Origin of the sequence: Citrobacter sedlakii NBRC 105722 (genome assembly GCF_000759835.1) — a bacterium.
Taxonomy (GTDB): Bacteria; Pseudomonadota; Gammaproteobacteria; order Enterobacterales; family Enterobacteriaceae; genus Citrobacter_A; species Citrobacter_A sedlakii.
On the sequence record NZ_BBNB01000017.1, the window covers coordinates 64,851 to 84,210 of the forward strand.

At 54.8% G+C, this 19,360-nt stretch carries 20 protein-coding genes; 9 read left to right on the forward strand and 11 right to left on the reverse strand.

Annotation, left to right across the window (positions count from 1 at the left end; all coding sequences use genetic code 11):
• Positions 1–33 precede the first annotated feature (33 nt).
• The 6 genes from fieF (at position 34) to CSE01S_RS20520 (ending at position 7,053) form a co-directional block, all read left to right on the forward strand.
• Positions 34–936 carry a CDF family cation-efflux transporter FieF gene (fieF, locus tag CSE01S_RS20495; RefSeq protein WP_042292546.1) on the forward strand — a complete coding sequence of 301 codons (903 nt, stop codon included), beginning with the start codon at positions 34–36 and terminating at the stop codon, positions 934–936.
• A gap of 185 nt (positions 937–1,121) precedes the next feature.
• Positions 1,122–2,084, forward strand: coding sequence for a 6-phosphofructokinase (gene pfkA, locus CSE01S_RS20500; RefSeq protein WP_042292548.1), 963 nt, complete (start codon positions 1,122–1,124; stop codon positions 2,082–2,084).
• Between the two features lie 163 nt (positions 2,085–2,247).
• Positions 2,248–3,237, forward strand: a complete 990-nt coding sequence (locus CSE01S_RS20505) for a sulfate ABC transporter substrate-binding protein (protein WP_042292550.1) — start codon at positions 2,248–2,250, stop codon at positions 3,235–3,237.
• 102 nt (positions 3,238–3,339) lie between these two features.
• Positions 3,340–4,089, forward strand: coding sequence for a CDP-diacylglycerol diphosphatase (locus CSE01S_RS20510; RefSeq protein ID WP_042292552.1), 750 nt, complete (start codon positions 3,340–3,342; stop codon positions 4,087–4,089).
• A 73-nt stretch (positions 4,090–4,162) separates the two neighbouring features.
• Positions 4,163–5,467 (forward strand): SLC13 family permease, encoded by a 1,305-nt coding sequence (locus tag CSE01S_RS20515; protein WP_042292554.1) that lies wholly within the window; start codon positions 4,163–4,165, stop codon positions 5,465–5,467.
• Between the two features lie 113 nt (positions 5,468–5,580).
• A complete protein-coding gene (locus tag CSE01S_RS20520) occupies positions 5,581–7,053 on the forward strand; it encodes a DASS family sodium-coupled anion symporter (RefSeq protein WP_042292556.1) in 1,473 nt (490 codons plus the stop codon).
• 41 nt (positions 7,054–7,094) lie between these two features.
• Here the strand turns inward: CSE01S_RS20520 and tpiA are convergent, their stop codons facing one another.
• Positions 7,095–7,862, reverse strand: a complete 768-nt coding sequence (tpiA, locus tag CSE01S_RS20525) for a triose-phosphate isomerase (protein ID WP_042292559.1) — start codon at positions 7,860–7,862, stop codon at positions 7,095–7,097.
• A 111-nt stretch (positions 7,863–7,973) separates the two neighbouring features.
• Positions 7,974–8,570 carry a YiiQ family protein gene (locus tag CSE01S_RS20530; protein ID WP_042292561.1) on the reverse strand — a complete coding sequence of 199 codons (597 nt, stop codon included), beginning with the start codon at positions 8,568–8,570 and terminating at the stop codon, positions 7,974–7,976.
• Positions 8,571–8,670: 100 nt separating this feature from the next.
• Here CSE01S_RS20530 and CSE01S_RS20535 point away from each other — a divergent pair, with 100 nt between their 5' ends.
• The gene (locus tag CSE01S_RS20535; RefSeq protein WP_042292565.1) at positions 8,671–9,099 is read left to right on the forward strand and encodes a DUF805 domain-containing protein; all 429 of its coding nucleotides are present in this window, start codon (positions 8,671–8,673) and stop codon (positions 9,097–9,099) included.
• A gap of 42 nt (positions 9,100–9,141) precedes the next feature.
• Here CSE01S_RS20535 and fpr read toward each other — a convergent pair whose 3' ends face one another.
• The 4 genes from fpr to glpF form a co-directional block, all read right to left on the reverse strand.
• On the reverse strand, positions 9,142–9,888 hold the full coding sequence (fpr, locus tag CSE01S_RS20540) for a ferredoxin--NADP(+) reductase (RefSeq protein WP_042292566.1): 747 nt from the start codon (positions 9,886–9,888) through the stop codon (positions 9,142–9,144).
• 96 nt (positions 9,889–9,984) lie between these two features.
• Entirely contained in the window at positions 9,985–10,995 is a 1,011-nt protein-coding gene (gene glpX, locus CSE01S_RS20545) for a class II fructose-bisphosphatase (RefSeq protein ID WP_042292574.1), read from the reverse strand.
• Between the two features lie 191 nt (positions 10,996–11,186).
• Positions 11,187–12,695, reverse strand: a complete 1,509-nt coding sequence (gene glpK / locus CSE01S_RS20550; RefSeq protein WP_042292577.1) for a glycerol kinase GlpK — start codon at positions 12,693–12,695, stop codon at positions 11,187–11,189.
• A gap of 21 nt (positions 12,696–12,716) precedes the next feature.
• Entirely contained in the window at positions 12,717–13,562 is an 846-nt protein-coding gene (glpF, locus tag CSE01S_RS20555) for a glycerol uptake facilitator protein GlpF (protein ID WP_042292580.1), read from the reverse strand.
• 399 nt (positions 13,563–13,961) lie between these two features.
• Here glpF and zapB point away from each other — a divergent pair, with 399 nt between their 5' ends.
• Positions 13,962–14,207, forward strand: a complete 246-nt coding sequence (gene zapB / locus CSE01S_RS20560; protein ID WP_148365448.1) for a septal ring assembly protein ZapB — start codon at positions 13,962–13,964, stop codon at positions 14,205–14,207.
• Between the two features lie 199 nt (positions 14,208–14,406).
• Complete coding sequence (locus CSE01S_RS20565) at positions 14,407–14,802, forward strand: hypothetical protein (RefSeq protein ID WP_042292583.1); 396 nt, start codon at positions 14,407–14,409, stop codon at positions 14,800–14,802.
• A 36-nt stretch (positions 14,803–14,838) separates the two neighbouring features.
• Here CSE01S_RS20565 and rraA read toward each other — a convergent pair whose 3' ends face one another.
• The 5 genes from rraA to ftsN form a co-directional block, all read right to left on the reverse strand.
• Positions 14,839–15,324, reverse strand: coding sequence for a ribonuclease E activity regulator RraA (gene rraA / locus CSE01S_RS20570; protein ID WP_042292586.1), 486 nt, complete (start codon positions 15,322–15,324; stop codon positions 14,839–14,841).
• A 92-nt stretch (positions 15,325–15,416) separates the two neighbouring features.
• A complete protein-coding gene (gene menA / locus CSE01S_RS20575; RefSeq protein ID WP_042292589.1) occupies positions 15,417–16,343 on the reverse strand; it encodes a 1,4-dihydroxy-2-naphthoate polyprenyltransferase in 927 nt (308 codons plus the stop codon).
• A 66-nt stretch (positions 16,344–16,409) separates the two neighbouring features.
• A complete protein-coding gene (gene hslU / locus CSE01S_RS20580; protein ID WP_042292592.1) occupies positions 16,410–17,741 on the reverse strand; it encodes an ATP-dependent protease ATPase subunit HslU in 1,332 nt (443 codons plus the stop codon).
• 9 nt (positions 17,742–17,750) lie between these two features.
• Complete coding sequence (gene hslV, locus CSE01S_RS20585; RefSeq protein WP_042292596.1) at positions 17,751–18,281, reverse strand: ATP-dependent protease subunit HslV; 531 nt, start codon at positions 18,279–18,281, stop codon at positions 17,751–17,753.
• 91 nt (positions 18,282–18,372) lie between these two features.
• Positions 18,373–19,338 carry a cell division protein FtsN gene (gene ftsN, locus CSE01S_RS20590; protein WP_042292598.1) on the reverse strand — a complete coding sequence of 322 codons (966 nt, stop codon included), beginning with the start codon at positions 19,336–19,338 and terminating at the stop codon, positions 18,373–18,375.
• Positions 19,339–19,360: the final 22 nt, after the last annotated feature.

A 19,360-nucleotide genomic window follows, 5' to 3' on the forward strand; every position in this document is an offset into this window, starting at 1 on the left:
TTATACTACCGGCATGTAAAGGCAGGAGTGTTTATGAATCAATCTTATGGGCGGTTAGTCAGCCGGGCCGCGATCGCCGCGACGGTGATGGCATCGCTGTTACTTTTGATCAAAATTTTTGCGTGGTGGTACACCGGGTCAGTAAGTATTCTGGCTGCGCTTGTCGATTCGCTGGTGGATATCGCCGCGTCGCTCACCAACCTGTTAGTGGTGCGCTATTCGCTGCAACCGGCGGACGATGAACACACATTTGGACACGGAAAAGCGGAATCGCTGGCCGCGCTGGCGCAAAGCATGTTTATTTCCGGTTCGGCGCTGTTTCTGTTTTTGACCGGCATTCAGCATCTGATCACGCCTACGCCAATGAATGAGCCCGGCGTAGGGGTAATCGTGACGATTATCGCCCTGATATCGACGATTATGCTGGTCACGTTTCAGCGCTGGGTGGTGAAACGGACGCAAAGCCAGGCGGTGCGGGCGGATATGCTTCATTATCAGTCTGATGTTATGATGAACGGCGCTATTCTCGTGGCGCTCGGGCTTGCCTGGTACGGTTGGCATCGTGCGGATGCGTTGTTTGCATTAGGGATTGGCATCTATATTTTATATAGCGCCTTACGTATGGGCTATGATGCAGTGCAGTCGTTGCTGGATCGCGCCTTACCCGATGATGAACGTCAGGAAATTATTGAAATCGTGACCTCCTGGCCGGGCGTCAGCGGTGCTCACGATCTACGAACGCGGCAGTCAGGGCCGACCCGCTTTATTCAGATTCATTTGGAAATGGAAGATAATCTCCCGCTCGTTCAGGCGCATTTGGTGGCTGAACAGGTAGAGCAGGCGATTTTGCGGCGTTTTCCAGGGTCGGATGTGATTATTCATCAGGATCCCTGTTCTGTCGTCCCCAGGGAAGGCAAACGGTTTGAGCTTTCGTAAGTGTTGGTAAAAAAAGAGAGCCAGGCCCGCATTTTGTGTATAAATTACCGCCATTTGGCCTGACCTGAATCAATTCAGCAGGGAGCGATTGTTATACTATTTGCATATTCGTTGGATCGTCTCGATGTGCAGAATCGACTTCCGGCAACAGATTTCAATTTGCATTCCAAAGTTCAGAGGTAGTCATGATTAAGAAAATCGGTGTGTTGACAAGCGGCGGTGATGCGCCGGGCATGAACGCAGCAATCCGTGGTGTGGTGCGCGCAGCACTGACGGAAGGACTGGAAGTCATGGGCATTTATGATGGCTACTTGGGTCTGTATGAAGACCGCATGGTGCAGCTTGACCGTTACAGCGTGTCCGACATGATCAACCGTGGCGGTACTTTCCTGGGCTCCGCGCGCTTCCCGGAATTCCGTGACGAAAACATCCGCGCCGTGGCTATCGAAAACCTGAAAAAACGGGGGATCGACGCGCTGGTGGTTATCGGCGGCGACGGTTCCTACATGGGGGCGAAACGCCTGACTGAAATGGGTTTCCCATGCATCGGTCTGCCGGGCACTATCGATAACGATATCAAAGGCACCGACTATACCATTGGTTATTTCACCGCTCTGGGTACCGTGGTAGAAGCCATTGACCGTCTGCGCGACACCTCGTCTTCCCACCAGCGTATCTCCATCGTTGAAGTGATGGGCCGTTACTGCGGCGACCTGACGCTGGCAGCGGCTATTGCCGGTGGCTGCGAATTTGTGGTGGTGCCGGAAGTGGAATTTAGCCGTGACGATCTGGTTGCTGAGATCAAAGCCGGTATCGCGAAAGGTAAAAAACACGCCATCGTCGCGATCACTGAGCATATGTGTGATGTCGATGAACTGGCGCATTACATCGAGAAAGAGACAGGCCGTGAAACCCGTGCAACCGTTCTGGGCCACATTCAGCGTGGGGGTTCGCCGGTGCCTTATGACCGGATCCTGGCTTCCCGCATGGGCGCGTACGCCATTGAGCTGCTGCTGGAAGGCTTTGGCGGTCGTTGCGTTGGCATTCAGAACGAAAAACTGGTGCACCATGACATCATCGACGCAATTGAGAACATGAAGCGTCCGTTTAAAGGTGACTGGCTGGACTGCGCGAAGAAACTGTACTAACGCGTGTACCGCAGACTGCCGGCTGGCAGTCTGCGTTGATCAGACAAAATTCCCCGTTTTTCATATTCCCCCAAGTTATAGCCAATCTTTTTTTATTCTTTAATGTTTGAATACCTTTCTGGCACGCTTTCTTCATCACAACACAACATAAGAGAGTTGGGCGATGAACAAATGGGGCGTGGGGTTAACATTATTGCTGGCATCGACCAGCGTTCTGGCAAAGGATATTCAGTTACTTAACGTGTCTTATGATCCAACCCGTGAGCTGTACGAGCAGTACAATAAAGCGTTTAGCGCCCACTGGAAGCAGGAGACGGGCGATAATGTGGTGATCCGCCAGTCTCACGGTGGTTCCGGCAAACAGGCCACGTCGGTGATAAACGGTATCGAAGCCGATGTGGTGACGCTGGCGCTGGCCTATGACGTTGATGCTATTGCCGAACGGGGCCGCATTGATAAAAACTGGATCAAACGCCTGCCGGACAACTCTGCACCGTATACCTCCACCATTGTTTTCCTTGTTCGTAAAGGCAACCCCAAACAAATCCGTGACTGGAGCGATCTGGTCAAGCCGGGCGTTTCGGTGATTACCCCAAATCCAAAAAGCTCTGGCGGGGCGCGCTGGAACTATCTGGCGGCCTGGGGCTACGCGCTGCATCACAACAATAACGACCAGGCCAAAGCCCAGGCGTTCGTGAAAGCGCTGTATAAAAACGTGGAAGTGCTGGATTCCGGCGCACGCGGTTCAACTAACACCTTCGTTGAGCGCGGCATTGGCGACGTACTGATCGCCTGGGAGAACGAAGCGTTGCTGGCTGCCAACGAACTGGGCAAAGATAAATTCGAAATTGTGACGCCTGGCGAATCGATCCTCGCCGAACCGACCGTCTCCATCGTCGACAAAGTGGTGGATAAAAAGGGAACACAGACGGTCGCGGAAGCTTACCTGAAATACCTGTACTCGCCGGAAGGCCAGGCGATCGCCGCGAAAAACTACTACCGTCCGCGCGATGCGGAGGTGGCGAAGAAATATGAAAATGTCTTTCCGAAGCTAAAGCTGTTTACCATTGATGACGTCTTCGGCGGCTGGACGAAAGCGCAGAAAGACCATTTCTCGAATGGCGGCACGTTCGATCAGATCAGTAAACGTTAATCTGTGTGTTGAGCATCGGCCCGGGGCAATTGCCGCCGGGCTTTTTTATTTGTCATCATTTTGCGTTACTCTTGCAGGTCGTTTAGATACAGGGAACGCGTCATGAAAAAAATCGTTTATGGATTGCTGGCACTGCTGGTGTTTGTTGCCGCTGCGGGTGTGGGTTACTGGAAATTTATGCGTAATCCTGACGCATTACGCGACATCGTTTTTGAGCAATGTCTGCCAAACCAACTGCAGCGGCAAAATCCGGCGCCGTGTGCCGAAGTAAAACCCGATGCCGGTTACGTGGTGTTCAAAGACCGCAACGGTCCGCTGCAATATCTCCTGATGCCAACGTATCGCATCAACGGTACAGAAAGTCCGTTACTGACCGAGCCGTACACGCCCAATTTTTTCTGGCTGGCCTGGCAGGCGCGCAGCTTTATGAGCCAGAAGTACGGTAAGGAGATACCGGACAGCGCCGTTTCCTTGACGATAAACTCACGTACCGGGCGGACACAGAACCATTTCCACATCCATATCTCCTGCCTGCGTCCCGATGTTCGCGCGCAGTTGGACGCAAATCTCGCGAATGTCAGTTCCCGTTGGCTCCCCCTGCCAGGCGGATTGCGCGGACATGTGTATCTGGCGCGTCGTGTGACCGAAAGCGAACTGGCACAGCGTAGTCCGTTTATGATGCTGGCGGAAGAAGTGCCGGACGCGCGTGACCATATGGGAAGCTATGCGTTGGCGATGGCTCGCCAGAGCGATAACGCGTTTGTTTTACTGGCGACGCAACGCAATCTGCTCACGCTGAACCGTGCCTCGGCAGAGGAAATTCAGGATCATCAGTGTGATATTCTCCGCTAGCCCCTGCTAATCTGTCATTTACTCGACCTGCCTGTCCCCGTATTCTTGATGAAAAAAACGACAGGAGACAGGCATGTCGCTCTGGCTTTCGCATCCTCTTTTTCTTCCTTCGCTGGTGATTGGCATCACCATTCTGCTCTGGGCAACCTCGCTGTTGCCGGAGTTCATCACCGCACTGCTGTTCTTTACCGTGGCGATGATGGCAAAGATCGCGCCGCCGGACGTCATCTTCGGTGGTTTTGCTTCGTCGGCGTTCTGGCTGGTGTTCAGCGGTTTTGTACTTGGCGTGGCGATCCGGAAAACGGGACTGGCAGACCGGGCGGCGAGGGCACTGTCTTCAAGATTGACCGACTCCTGGCCACTAATGGTGGCGAGCGTGGTGCTACTGAGCTACGCGCTGGCCTTTGTGATGCCGTCTAACATGGGGCGCATCGCACTGTTGATGCCTGTCGTCGCGGCGATGGCGAAGCGTGCCGGAATTAAGGACGGAACCCGCGCATGGTACGGCCTGGCGCTTGCTGTCGGTTTCGGCACTTTCCAGCTTTCTGCCACGATCCTGCCGGCTAACGTGCCGAATCTGGTGATGAGCGGCGCGGCGGAAGGCGCATACGGCATCCATCTCAATTATCTCCCCTATCTGCTTCTGCACACGCCGGTATTGGGCTGGTTGAAAGGCGCTTTGCTCATTGTACTGATCTGCGGATTATTTCCAGGCAAGCCTCAGGCGCCGCGCGAATTAACGCCGCCTGAGCCGATGAGTCGCGCCGAAAAACGGTTGGCCTGGATGTTAGCGGTGGTGCTGGTGATGTGGGTTAGTGAGAGCTGGCACGGTATTGGTCCTGCATGGACCGGGCTGGCGGCGGCGGTGATAACTTTGCTGCCGCGTATCGGTTTTATCAGCGGAGACGAGTTTGCCTCGGGCGTGAACTTCCGTACCTGCCTGTACGTTGCAGGCATACTTGGGCTGGCGATGACCGTCACGCAAACGGGAATTGGCGATGCGGTGGGTGAGGCGCTCCTGCACGTCATGCCGCTCGATCCGCAGGCGCCGTTTACCAGCTTCCTCGCATTGACCGGCATTACCACCGCGCTCAACTTCATTATGACCGCTAATGGTGTCCCGGCGCTTTACACCACACTGGCGCAGAGTTTCTCTGAGGCCACCGGTTTTCCGCTTCTGTCGGTGATTATGATTCAGGTGCTGGGTTATTCCACTCCGCTGTTGCCGTATCAGGCGTCACCGATAGTGGTGGCGATGGCGTTAGGGAAAGTACCGGCAAGGGCAGGCATGTTGCTGTGTATCGCACTGGCGCTGGCAACTTATTTTGTGCTGCTCCCATTGGATTACGCCTGGTTCAGCGTGCTGGGGAAATTATAGTTTCAATACGGTGTTAATTTTTTGTTTTGTGAGATGGTGAATTGTTTTATATGGAGCGATGGCGGTTAATAGCGAAGCGCTGATTTGCGCACTGGAAATTCAAGGACAGATTCATGGACAGATTAACCCCCATCCGCTGTTGGCCTGCCATCATCTCGCTTGTGATTACGCTGACAATCTGGTTTGTTATCCCTTGCCCACCTGAGGTCACCCCAGAGGCGTGGCATCTGTTGGCGTTGTTTATCGGCACGATTGCGGCAATTATCGGTAAAGCAATGCCGATTGGCGCTATCGCAGTTGTGGCGATTATGCTGGTGGCAATGACCGGTGTTACCAATCCGGGTAAACCTTCGGCAGCGCTTAATGATGCGTTAAGCGGCTTTTCAAACCAGCTGATCTGGTTAATTGGCCTGTCGATCATGCTGTCGCAAAGTCTGTTGAAAACCGGGCTGGGCGCGCGCATTGGCTACGGATTTATTGCGCTGTTTGGTAAAAGAACGCTGGGTATCGCCTGGGCGCTCACCCTCGCTGAAACGCTGATTGCGCCAGTCACGCCGAGCAATACCGCGCGCGGCGGCGGCATTATTCATCCGGTGATGCGGGCCATTGCGGAAAGCCTCGGCTCGCAGCCGGGAAACAGTGAAAATGGCTCCACGGGACGCTATCTCGCGCTGGTGAACTACAACATTAACCCGATCAGTTCTGCGATGTTTATCACCGCAACCGCGCCTAACCCGCTAATTGTCAGCTTTCTGCTGAAGGGGACGGATGGGGTACTGAATATGACCTGGGGGATGTGGGCTATTGCCGCGCTGCTTCCTGCGGTCGTATCACTGGTCGTGATGCCCATTGTTATCTGGTGGCTCTATCCGCCCGCGATTACGCGCACGCCGAATGCGCCGCAGTTCGCACGGGAAAAACTGGATGCGCTTGGCCCGCTTTCGCTGGCGGAAAAAATCACCCTGGCGGTTTTCATTTTGTTGCTCTGCCTGTGGGCGGGTGTCCCTGCGATGCTCATGGGCAGCGGCTGGACTGTTAATCCCACCAGTGCCGCGTTAATTGGCTTATCGATTTTGTTGCTGACCGGCGTATTAAGCTGGGACGATATGCTTAAGTGCCGTGGGGCATGGGATACTATCGTCTGGTTTGCCGCACTGGTGATGATGGCGGATTTTCTCAGTAAGTTGGGTCTGGTGGGCTGGCTGGCGACCAGCGTCGGAAGCGCCATTGACCATCTCGGCGTTCACTGGAGCATCGCGACGCTTTTGCTGATTCTGCTTTACGTCTACTCGCACTACTTTTTTGCCAGCACCACCGCGCATATTACGGCGATGTTTGCTGCGTTCTTCGCCGCGGGATTAGGCCTTGGCGCGCCACCCGCACTGCTTGGGCTGATGCTCGGTTTTTCATCCTCTCTGATGATGTCGCTCACGCACTATGGTACGGGCACTGCACCTATCATCTTTGGATCGGGCTATGTCACGCTGGCGGAATGGTGGAAAACGGGGCTGGTCATGAGTGTGGTCAATCTGACCATCTGGGGAGTGACCGGCGCCTTCTGGTGGCGCTGGCTGGGTTACTGGTAAAGCGATAGTGACGGGAGGAGAGCTCCTCCCGTCCCGACAACTTACGCCTGTTTAGCTGCTTCCGCCGCTTTTACGATGACAGCGAAGGCATCCGCTTTCAGAGAAGCACCGCCAACCAGCGCGCCGTCGATGTCCGGCTGAGCGAACAGTTCCGCCGCGTTGGACGCGTTTACGGAACCGCCGTACTGGATGATGACCTGCTCAGCGATTTTCGCGTCCGCTTTGGCAATGTGGTCACGGATAAACTTATGCACCGCCTGTGCCTGCGCAGGCGTCGCTGATTTACCGGTACCGATAGCCCATACCGGCTCGTACGCGATGACCGCGCCTTCGAACGCTGCTGCGCCCTGGGTTTTCAGCACGGCGTCGATCTGACGTGCGCACACTTCTTCGGTTTTGCCTGCTTCGTTTTCGGCTTCGGTTTCACCGATGCACAGAACTGGCGTCAGGCCCTGTTCTTTCAGTACGGCGAATTTTTTCGCGATCAGCTCGTCAGACTCTTTATGGTAAGTACGACGCTCAGAGTGGCCGATAATGATGTACTGCGCGCCGATGTCTTTCAGCATTTCAGCGGAAGTTTCACCGGTGAATGCGCCAGACAGATTCAGGTCAACGTTCTGCGCGCCCAGAATGATGTGGCTACCGGCCGCGGCCTGCTTCGCCAGATCGATATACATTTCCGGCGGAGCGATCGCAACCGCACAGCCAGCAACGCCAGCCAGCTCTTTACGCAGGCTAGCCACCAGCTCGTTTACCATATGGCGGCTGCCGTTCAGTTTCCAGTTACCCATCACTAAAGGATGTCGCATTGTAATTCTCCACGCTTTGTCAGCGAATTAAGGAAGATGGCCACTCTTTCGAGCAGCATGGTCTGTGAAACAGTATAGAGATTTTCCCCTGAGAGGCTTTGCTTTTTATCACTAATTAAGCCCCTCAAGATCCTCAGATAACGCCAGCTTAATCGGTTCAACCGCGAAGGTCAGCCCCTTTTCGCCGTTATCTGCCACAACATAGCGAATTGCGCCTTCGGTTTCGGCGTAGTAGCGTTTATTTTTTCCTGCGGCGAGCAGTTTTTGCAGCTTTTTCTGGCTTTGTTCTTTGGTCAGCAGTGGTGCGACGGTGCGGATCACGGCCGTCATGTACTCCAGCGCTTTCGCTTTCGCCGCTTTTTGTTCCGGCCCCTGGATCGGCAGCCAGGTGATCTGCATACTCTTGATCTTCAACGTTCCCCGCTCAAGGGCGGTAGAAGCGTACAGATTCTCGTTAATTTTGCTGGCTGCGCGGGTGAGATTGGCTTTATCGCGACTGCTGTCGATAGAACGGAATTCGTTTAACGGAAGCTTTGGGTTCTGTTGGTTAAAGTTTTCGCGAAACTGGCTGATAGAGAGATCAAATGTTGGCGCTCCGGCAAGCAAGTATGGCGCTGTGGGGGCGACCAGAGGCTCCGCCGACAGCGCGGTCACGCTGAACGTCATCGCTGAAAATAACATTAAAAACAGTGAACATCCTGGCTTCATCAATCTTACCTTTCGTTATGACTGCTCACGATTAAAACGATAACCGTCTGGCTTGTCAAAAGGGTAAACTGTCGGCGTTTTCTATTTTAAAGGAACTTTCATGACCATACAGCAGTGGTTATTCTCATTTAAAGGGCGTATTGGCCGCCGTGATTTCTGGATCTGGATGGTTCTGTGGCTTGTCGGCATGGTGGTCCTGTTTTCGCTGGCGAGCCAGTCGTTGCTCGATATCCAAACCGCGGCGTTTTGCCTGGTCTGCCTGCTCTGGCCGACAGCGGCGGTGACAGTAAAACGCCTTCACGACCGTGGGCGTTCCGGACTGTGGGCGCTCTTGATGATTCTGGCGTGGATGTTGTTGGCTGGAAACTGGGCAGTCCTGCCAGGTATGTGGCAATGGGCGGTGGGGCGCTTTGTACCGACGCTGATTCTTATCATGATGATTATCGATCTGGGCGCGTTTATCGGCACCCAGGGGGAAAATAAGTTCGGCAAAGACACCCAGGACGTTAAGTATAAAGCGGAACGGTAAACAGCAGGCCGGATCCGGCGATGCCGCCCTCCGGCAAAATATTTACCAGTAGTGCTCTGCGGTCATATGACCTGGGCGACGACGCAAGTGTTTGCTCATCTGCCGGGTTTCTTTCAACAACTGCTGGGTATCGCGCACCATCTGCGGATTACCGCAGAGCATCACATGGCTGGTCTCTTTATCTATCGGTAGCCCGATGGCTTTTTCCAGCTCGCCGCTTTCTATGAGCGCCGGAACGCGACCGGTTAACGAACCAGCGACGGTTTCCCGACTGACCACCGTCTGGATCCGCAGCTTGCCTTCATACCGTTTTTGCAGTTCCTGCATGAGCGGTAAATAGCTTAAATCGGCGGCGTAGCGCGCGGCATGGACCAGCACCAGATTTTTAAAGCGGTCCAGATCTTTTCCCCACTGCAGAATCGACAGATACGGGCCAATGGCGGTGCCGGTCGCCAGCATCCACAGCGTGTCGCAGTCGGGGATCTCTTCCAGCACAAAGAAACCAGCGGCTTCACTCACCACCAAGACTTCATCGCCGGGCTTCAGCGCCGCCAGACGCGGGCTTAGCTTGCCGTCGGGAACGGTGACGAGGTAAAACTCCAGATCCGGGTTATCGGGGGCATTCACGTAGGAGTAAGCGCGCTGGACGCGCTCGCCGTCAATTTCCAGCCCAAGCTTGGTAAACTGACCGGCGGTAAAAGGATGAACGGGGGCGTGGACGGTCAGACTAAACAGGGCATCGGTCCAGTTCTGTACCTTCGTGACTTTGCCTGTTACCCAATCTGCCATGGTTTTCTCCTGTTCTGATCTCGTCCCTTTATCTTCGTTCCTTGGCCGCAAGATTTCCAGCCCGGATGGGCTGGAAGGCTCGAACGAACAAATCAATTACAGGATATGCGCCTGCACGTCCGGGTCTTTGCGATCCAGATAGTGAATGGACTGGATACGGCGGATGGTGCGGGACTTTCCGCGAATCAACAGCGTCTCGGTGGTGGCGATGTTGCCTTTGCGGCTAATCCCTTCCAGCAGATCGCCTTTGGTGATGCCGGTGGCGGAGAAAATCACGTTGTCGCTACGCGCCATTTCGTCCAGACGCAGGACTTTTCCCGCGTCGATCCCCATCGCTTTACAGCGTGCCAGCTCTTGTTCGCCAATGCGGCGGTTATCTTCGCTGTCGCCTTTGACGTCATGACGCGCCAGCAGACGGCCCTGCATGTCGCCATCCAGCGCACGGATCACCGCCGCGGAGACCACGCCTTCCGGCGCGCCGCCAATGCCGTACAGCACGTCGACTTCGCTGTCAGGCATACAGGTCAGAATGGAGGCTGCTACGTCGCCGTCAGGAATGGCGAATACGCGCACGCCGAGGGTTTGCATCTGCGCAATCACATTATCGTGACGCGGCTTCGCCAGAATGGTCACCGTTAAATCACACAGCGGCTTGCCAAGCGCGGCGGCGATGTTGCGCAGGTTGTCCGCCAGCGGCAGATTCAGGTCGATAGCGCCTTTCGCGCCCGGTCCGACAATGAGCTTTTCCATATACATATCCGGCGCGTTCAGGAAGCTCCCCTTATCGCCGACTGCCAGCACCGCCAGCGCGTTGGCCTGGCCCATCGCCGTCATACGCGTGCCTTCGATTGGATCGACAGCGATATCCACCGCATCGCCGTGACCGGTTCCCACGTTTTCGCCGATGTAGAGCATTGGCGCTTCATCGATCTCGCCTTCACCAATCACGATGGTGCCGTCAATATTGACCTGATTAAGCATAATGCGCATCGCGTTTACCGCCGCGCCGTCTGCGGTGTTTTTGTCACCGCGTCCCAACCATTTGTAGCCAGCCAGCGCCGCCGCTTCGGTTACGCGGGAAAATTCGATGGCAAGTTCTCGTCTCATAGCAAACTCGTAGCAGAAAGGAATGGCGCGCAGTGTAGCACAGGGGAAGAGGCCTGATTATTGATGTGTGTGCGGGGTTGCCCCCGCATAAAGATTTTTCCGGATGGCGACGCTAACGTGTCCCATCCAGCCGGGATCCTGCTTGTCGTGGTAGGCCGGATAAGGCGAAGACTCGATCCGGCATTCCACAATCACTCGTCGTGTTCTTCCCACGCCAGCGCGCGTTTCACCGCTTTTTTCCAGCCGCTGTAACGGTAGTTACGCTCGGTAGTTTCAATGCCAGGGCGGAATTCACGCTCAATGACCGCTTTTTCCTGTAGCTCATCGAGGTTCTGCCAGTAGCCAACCGCCAGACCCGCAAGGTACGCCGCCCCCAGCGCGGTGACTTCGCGCACTTCCGGGCGCTCGACGCGCGTACCGAGAATGTCCGACTGGAACTGCATCAGGAAGTTATTAGCGACCGCGCCGCCGTCAACACGCAGAGCGTGTAGGCGAATACCGGAGTCTGCCTGCATTGCCTCCAGCACATCACGGGTCTGATAAGCGATCGATTCCAGCGTCGCGCGGATGATGTGGTTGGAATTCACCCCACGGGTCAGGCCGAAGATCGCGCCACGGGCATACGGGTCCCAGTAGGGTGCGCCGAGGCCAGTAAACGCCGGCACCACATACACGCCGTTAGTGTCCTTCACTTTGGTGGCAAAATATTCAGAGTCGAAAGCGTCGCTGATCAGCTTCATTTCATCACGCAGCCACTGGATAGACGCACCGGCCATAAACACCGCACCTTCCAGCGCGTAGTTCACTTCGCCGGTCGGGCCACAGGCGATGGTGGTCAAAAGCCCGTTTTCGGACTTAACTGCTTTCTCGCCGGTGTTCATCAGCATAAAGCAGCCGGTGCCGTAGGTATTCTTCGCCATCCCTTCTTTAACGCACAGTTGGCCGAACAGTGCCGCCTGCTGGTCACCGGCGATACCGGCGATAGGAATGCGCGTGCCGCCTTTACCGCCGATATTGGTCTGGCCGTACACTTCAGAAGAACGGCGCACTTCCGGCAGCATCGCGCGCGGAATATCCAGCGCATCCAGCATCTTGTCGTCCCAGTCCAGGGTGTGGATGTTGAACAGCATGGTGCGCGAGGCGTTGGTGTAATCCGTCACGTGTACGCGTCCCTGGGTCATTTTCCAGATAAGCCAGGTGTCCACTGTACCGAACAACAATTCGCCCCGACGCGCGCGCTCGCGTGAGCCTTCAACGTGGTCGAGGATCCACTTCACTTTGGTGCCGGAGAAGTAAGGGTCAATCACCAGACCGGTGGTGCTACGGACATACTCTTCCATGCCGTCGCGTTTTAAGTGCTCGCAAATGTCGGCGGTACGACGACACTGCCAGACGATGGCGTTATAGATCGGCTTGCCGGTCTCACGCTCCCAGACAATGGTGGTCTCACGCTGGTTGGTGATACCGATCGCTGCAATTTGATCGGAACTGATGTCTGCTTTCGCCAGGACTTCCACCAGCGTAGAGCTTTGCGTCGCCCAGATTTCCATCGGGTCGTGCTCTACCCAGCCTGCTTTCGGGTAGATCTGCTCAAATTCGCGTTGGGAAACGCTCACGATATTCGCATCGTGATCCATCACAACGGCGCGGGAGCTGGTGGTGCCCTGGTCGAGCGCAACGATATACTTTTTGTCAGTCATAATTTTTGTCCCGTAGTCACATTACAGCGAAGCTTTTTGTTGTGTAGCGGCCGTGGTTTCCTTCTCTTCCACGACACAGGTATCGCACGGCAAATGGCGGCCAATGAGCTTGCGATAGGCAAACGCGCCCAGAATAGCGCCAACGATGGGGCCGAACAGCGGCACCAGGAAGTAAGGAATATCTTTGCCGCCGGTGAAGGCCACGTTACCCCAACCGGCCAGCCAGGCGAACGCTTTCGGACCGATGTCACGCGCCGGGTTCATTGCAAAGCCGGTCAGTGGCCCCATTGATGCGCCGATAACCGCAATCAGCAAGCCAATCAGCAGCGGCGCCAGCGGGCCGCGAGGAACACCGTTACCGTCGTCGGTCAGCGCCAGGATAAGCCCCATCAGAATAGCGGTAATCACCATTTCAACCGCGAAGGCCTGCACAAAATTGATATGTGGATTGGGATATGTCGAGAAAGTGCCAGCCAGATCAACACTTTCAACGCTGCCGCGTACGATGTGGTGCGTCAGCTCATAGTCCGCGAAAAGATTGTAATAAAGCCCGTAAACTAACGCCGCTGCGCAAAACGCGCCGGCAAACTGAGAAATAATAAAAGGAACAACTTTACGCTTGTCGAAACAAGCAAACAGCCATAACGCAATGGTGACTGCCGGATTCAGGTGCGCGCCAGACACGCCTGCGGTCAGGTAGATAGCCATCGCTACCCCCAGCCCCCAGATGACGCTGATTTCCCACTGTCCAAAAGACGCTCCGGCGACTTTTAGCGCAGCGACACACCCCACACCGAAGAAAATCAACAACCCGGTACCGAGGAATTCAGCAATGCACTGGCCTTTTAAGGTTGATGTTTGACTCATAATCGGATCCTGAAGAGATTAGTGTTTATTGTAAGCGAGGAGGTCACTGACGTCCGCGATGCCCTGTAGGCATACTGTTAATTTATCGTTAACGAGCAAAAACGAGAAATATCGAAATTAAAATGTGTGTGCTCCGTCAATAAAATGAGCGTTATCGCGCCATAAAGCGCGTTTTGCAATACATAAGAACTGTGAGCTGAATCATTTCTTTAACCAATGTGTTAACACTTTGGAGTTATAGGGAGAATGTCACCAGGAGAAGGATGAAAAGTGTGGCAAACCGCAATCTGCGCGGGATGCTGCTGGACAGGGGCGGCGGGGCTTCATACAATCGGGCACTATAGATTATGCGATATTGTGCGCGTATGCGTGAAGCGTCGCCTTGCAATTCAGGAGAGTATGACCATGTCTTTAGAAGTGTTTGAGAAACTGGAAGCAAAAGTACAGCAGGCGATTGATACCATCACTTTGCTGCAGATGGAAATCGAAGAGCTGAAAGAAAAGAATAACTCGCTGGCGCAGGAAGTGCAGTCTGCACAGCACAGCCGTGAAGAGCTGGAGCGCGAGAACCATTCTCTGAAAGAGCAGCAGAGCGGCTGGCAGGATCGGTTGCAGGCCCTGCTGGGGCGCATGGAAGAGGTTTAATTCCGAATTCGTACAAAAGGCATCCTTAATGGATGCTTTTTTGTTATGGGAGAATATGATCGCTCAACATAGTGTTCTCAAGGAATGCGAGATGACAAAACGAAGCGATATTATCGATAATTCTATTAGGGCACCTGCCGGTATTTATGAGTGCAATTGAGCCTGTCGCTGATCCCTTCTGTGTCAGGGAGATTCGCATTTGAATAAATACAGAACACCCATCATCACTACTTTACTTGTTTCTGTTGCGCTGATCGTCTGCCTGATTGCCATGAGTCCTTTTACTGACGATGAGTATGATCAACGCAATTTTATTAAATATTACCTGCTTACGCCGAAACCACTTATGGAAGCCCCCAGGGTCGCATCGAGTTGGTACTTTACGAATCAAACCGTTGAAGGGAGTGGTTTGCAGATCAGTACGCTCAATTTCACTGGCATTCAGCGTAGTGAAATGCAGAGTCTGAGTGAAAAGTTACAGACTTACATCGATCATTATCCGAATCGACATGAAACGATGAGCATCGCTGTTGAAGAGAGAAATGGGATGTTCGAACTTCGTATCATCCATTACGATTTAGATGACGAGAAATAAAAGAAAGGCCATCCGAAATGAAGATGGCCTTTTTCTTTACTCAATGTCCAGCGGGTCTTCGGAAAGGATGATGCCGGTATTGTCGGCGTAGAGGTGGTCACCGGAGAAGAACGTCACGCCGCCGAAGTTGACGCGGACATCACTTTCGCCAATTCCTTCTCCTGCCGCGCCGACCGGAATCGCGGCAATCGCCTGGATACCGATATCCAGTTCTTCCAGGTCGTCTATCTGACGCACCGCGCCGTAGATCACCAGACCTTCCCATTCATTCTGTGCCGCCAGGCGCGCCAGTTCGGCGTCGACCAGCGCACGACGGACAGAACCGCCGCCGTCGACCAGCAGAACGCGACCACGGCCATTTTGTTCGAGCAGATCGTACAGCAACCCGTTGTCCTCGAAACATTTCACCGTGACGATTTGTCCGCCAAACGACGACCGTCCTCCAAAGTTAGAGAACAGCGGTTCCACGACGTTGACATCTTCTTGATAGATGTCACAAAGCTCGGAAGTATCGTATTTCATAGGCTTAACGTTCAGTTGCTGCGAGAATTTTTAGTATATCGCGCTAAGTGCACTGTTGGCAAAATCATCAATTGTTAATTGATATTTGTCAGTTATCTGCCCCACTGACTTAAGATAATCCCTACAATAAACAGCAGGTTAGTCAGCAATGCCGCTTTTACGGTGCGTTCCAGCATGGGACGCATGGCCGCCGGGTCCATCTGGCGCATGACGTAACGCGACTGTTTTACCAGCAGCGGCGCGGCCAGCAGGAACAGCCAGCCCCACGGACTTTGCAGGGAAAGCAGATTGAACAACGCCAGGCAGACCAGCGTTCCCATCAACAGACAGGCGTGATAACGGCGGGCGTTTACCGCGCCTAAGCGGACCACCAGCGTGTTTTTGCCGTTCTCGCGGTCGCTGTTGATATCACGCAGGTTATTGATGTTCAATACCGCCGTTGCCAGCAGGCCGCAGGCGGTCGCTGGCAAAATCAACGCCGGGATTAAGGTGTGCGCCTGCAGGTACCAGCTTCCCATCACGCTGAGCCAGCCGAAGAAAACCAGCACGGAAATATCACCCAGACCAATATAACCATACGGACGATTACCTACGGTGTAAGTGATGGCGGCGATAATCGACAGCCCGCCGAGCACGAGGAAACCGACAAAATCAGTCAGGGTATGGCAAGCCACAGCCACCAACGCCAGCCCTGACAGGCAAATGAGCGCCACGGTGATAATCAGCGCGCGTTTCATCTCCTGCTGGGTAATCACCCCTTTTTGCATTCCGCGCAGCGGCCCGATGCGGTCCGGCTTGTCGCTGCCTTTTACCGCGTCGCCATAGTCATTGGCAAGATTCGACAGGATTTGCAGCAGCCCGGCGGTAATTAACGCCAGCAGAGCCACCAGCGGATCGAAATATCCCTGCCACCACGCCAGCGTGGTGCCGACGATAATGGCCGCGAAGGCCAGCGGCAGGGTTTTGGGTCGTAAACTTTCCAGCCAGGCCTGAGTGCGGCTAATGTGTTGTTCAGTCATAGTTAGCGCCAATAAAAATGGGGCCTTTCAGCCCCATCAACAGTGATGAAAATGCATTGAACGCGATTATAAGATAAAACGGCTCAGATCTTCATCTGCGACCAGCGCATCCAGATGTTTGCTCACATAATCCGCATCAATTGTTATGCTTTGGCCATTCAAATCGCTCGCATCGTAGGAAATATCTTCCATCAGACGCTCCAGAACGGTGTGCAAACGACGGGCGCCGATGTTCTCGGTGGTTTCGTTCACCTGCCATGCGGCTTCGGCAATGCGCTTAATACCGGAATCGGTAAACTCAATGTTCACACCTTCGGTCGCCATCAGCGCTTTGTACTGAACGGTAACAGAAGCGTTCGGTTCGGTCAGAATGCGTTCGAAGTCGCTGGTGGTCAGCGCCTGAAGCTCAACGCGAATCGGCAGACGACCCTGCAGTTCCGGGATCAGGTCAGACGGTTTCGCCACCTGGAATGCGCCAGACGCGATAAACAGAATGTGATCGGTTTTGACCATACCGTGTTTGGTGGAGACGGTGCAGCCTTCCACCAGCGGCAGCAGGTCACGCTGTACGCCTTCACGGGAGACGTCCGGACCAGACGATTCGCCGCGCTTACAGATTTTGTCGATCTCGTCGATAAACACGATCCCGTGCTGCTCCACGGCGTCGATGGCATCCTGCTTAAGCTCTTCCGGATTCACCAGCTTGGCCGCTTCTTCTTCGATCAACAGCTTCATCGCGTCTTTGATTTTCAGCTTACGCGGTTTCTGTTTCTGTCCGCCGAGGTTCTGGAACATTGACTGCAGCTGGCTGGTCATCTCTTCCATTCCCGGCGGCGCCATGATTTCAACGCCCATTGGCGCTGCGGCAAGGTCGATCTCGATTTCTTTATCGTCGAGTTGGCCTTCACGCAGTTTTTTACGGAATGCCTGGCGCGCCGCAGACGGCTCGGCCTGCTGTTCCGCCTGGCCCCAGTTGTTTTTTGCCGGCGGGATCAGCACGTCGAGAATGCGCTCTTCCGCCATCTCTTCCGCGCGGTAGCGGTTTTTTTCGATCGCCTGTACGCGCACCATTTTGACGGCGGCGTCGGTGAGATCGCGAATAATGGAGTCGACTTCTTTACCAACGTAGCCGACTTCGGTGAATTTGGTCGCTTCAACTTTGATGAACGGCGCGTTGGCCAGTTTCGCCAGACGACGGGCGATCTCGGTTTTACCGACGCCGGTCGGGCCAATCATCAGGATATTTTTAGGCGTCACTTCATGGCGCAGCTCTTCGTCGAGCTGCATACGGCGCCAGCGGTTACGCAGCGCAATCGCCACGGAGCGCTTGGCGTTATCCTGGCCGATGATGTGCTTGTTCAGTTCGCTGACGATTTCGCGTGGGGTCATTTCAGACATGGGAGATCCTTACGCTTTAGAGGTCAATTCTTCGATGGTGTGGAAGTGGTTGGTATAAATGCAGATATCGCCTGCAATATCCAACGCTTTTTCAGCAATGTCGCGAGCGCCGAGCTCGGTGTTTTCCAGCAGAGCGCGCGCCGCGGCCTGGGCGTAGGGACCGCCGGAGCCGATGGCAATCAGATCGTTTTCAGGCTGCACGACGTCGCCATTACCGGTGATGATGAGCGACGCGGTTTCATCGGCAACCGCCAGCAGCGCTTCGAGCTTGCGCAGCATGCGGTCGGTACGCCAGTCTTTCGCCAGCTCAACGGCGGCTTTGACCAGGTGACCCTGATGCATTTCCAGCTTGCGCTCAAACAGTTCGAACAGCGTGAATGCGTCCGCGGTGCCGCCCGCAAAGCCCGCAATGACTTTGTCATTGTACAGGCGGCGCACTTTCTTCACGTTGCCTTTCATTACGGTATTACCCAGCGTGGCCTGGCCATCGCCGGCGATAACTACATGGCCGTTACGGCGTACGCTTACTATTGTTGTCACGAGCAGACCCCTTGGTTACAAATGCAGAATACAAGCCCCGCACGGTGTACGGGGCATAATGCAACTATAGATGGGGGGGATTTTGGGGGTTTCAACCCCCGGCGGCGAGTCGAATGCAGTTTGTGTGGCCAGCCATCTTCAGACGGCTCAGGGTGCTGTCGGCATTTTCTTTGCCTTTCACCGGCCCGATAACCACGCGATTCCAGCCGTTGTTGGTGGTGATTTTGGAGTCAAAGCCTTCGAAAGCCAACTGGGCGCGCACGGTTTCCGCCTGTTCAGCGCCTTTAAAGGAACCGCATTGCACCATCCAGCGACGCTCGTCTTTTTTCTCAGCGGCAGGCTTAGGCGCATCTGGCGCACGGGAAATCGGCGCGGCCTGCTGCGTTTTAGGCTGCGAAGCGGCGGTATGCGCCGGTGTCTGCAACAGATCCTGATACGGCTGCTGGGACGCCGTTTGCTTCGGCTGCGAGGTTTGCTTCGGCGGCTGTTGTACCGGCGCTGGCTGAGCCGTACGCGTTTGCGGCTGTGTCTGGGTTCGCGGTTGCTGTACCGGCTGCGTGTACTGCTGCTCAACCTGACGCTGTTGAGCCTGACGTTGCAGCGTTTGCTGACGCTGTTCCGGCGTCTGCTCGTTCCACGGTACTTCGTTGAGCTGCGTAGGCTGCTGGCGCATATCTGCCTGCATCTGCGCCAGCAACTGTCGCTGTTCGTTGGTCAGTTGATCCGGTTTCATCACTTCACCGCCTGCGGACGGTTCCGTTGGCGCACGTACGCCAGGCTGGCGGCTTTCCAGCTCCTTGATGTAGCGCCAGCGCTCTTCCGGCTTCGGCGGCAGCCCGTTGCCCGTCACTTTCTGGCTCTGCAACGTTTCTGATTCTTCTTTTTTGTGATGCGTGATGAAGTACAGACCACCGATAAAGGCCACAAGGACGGCGGCGGCAATGGCGACCATTGCGGGCGAAACCGCGGACGTGTTGCGTTGCTTTTTCCGTGAGGTGCTCTTTTTGCGCCGCGAAGGTGCCGGTTGGCCGCGACGTACATAATCTCGTTGTGCCACTATCGTTTCGCTGTATTTATTC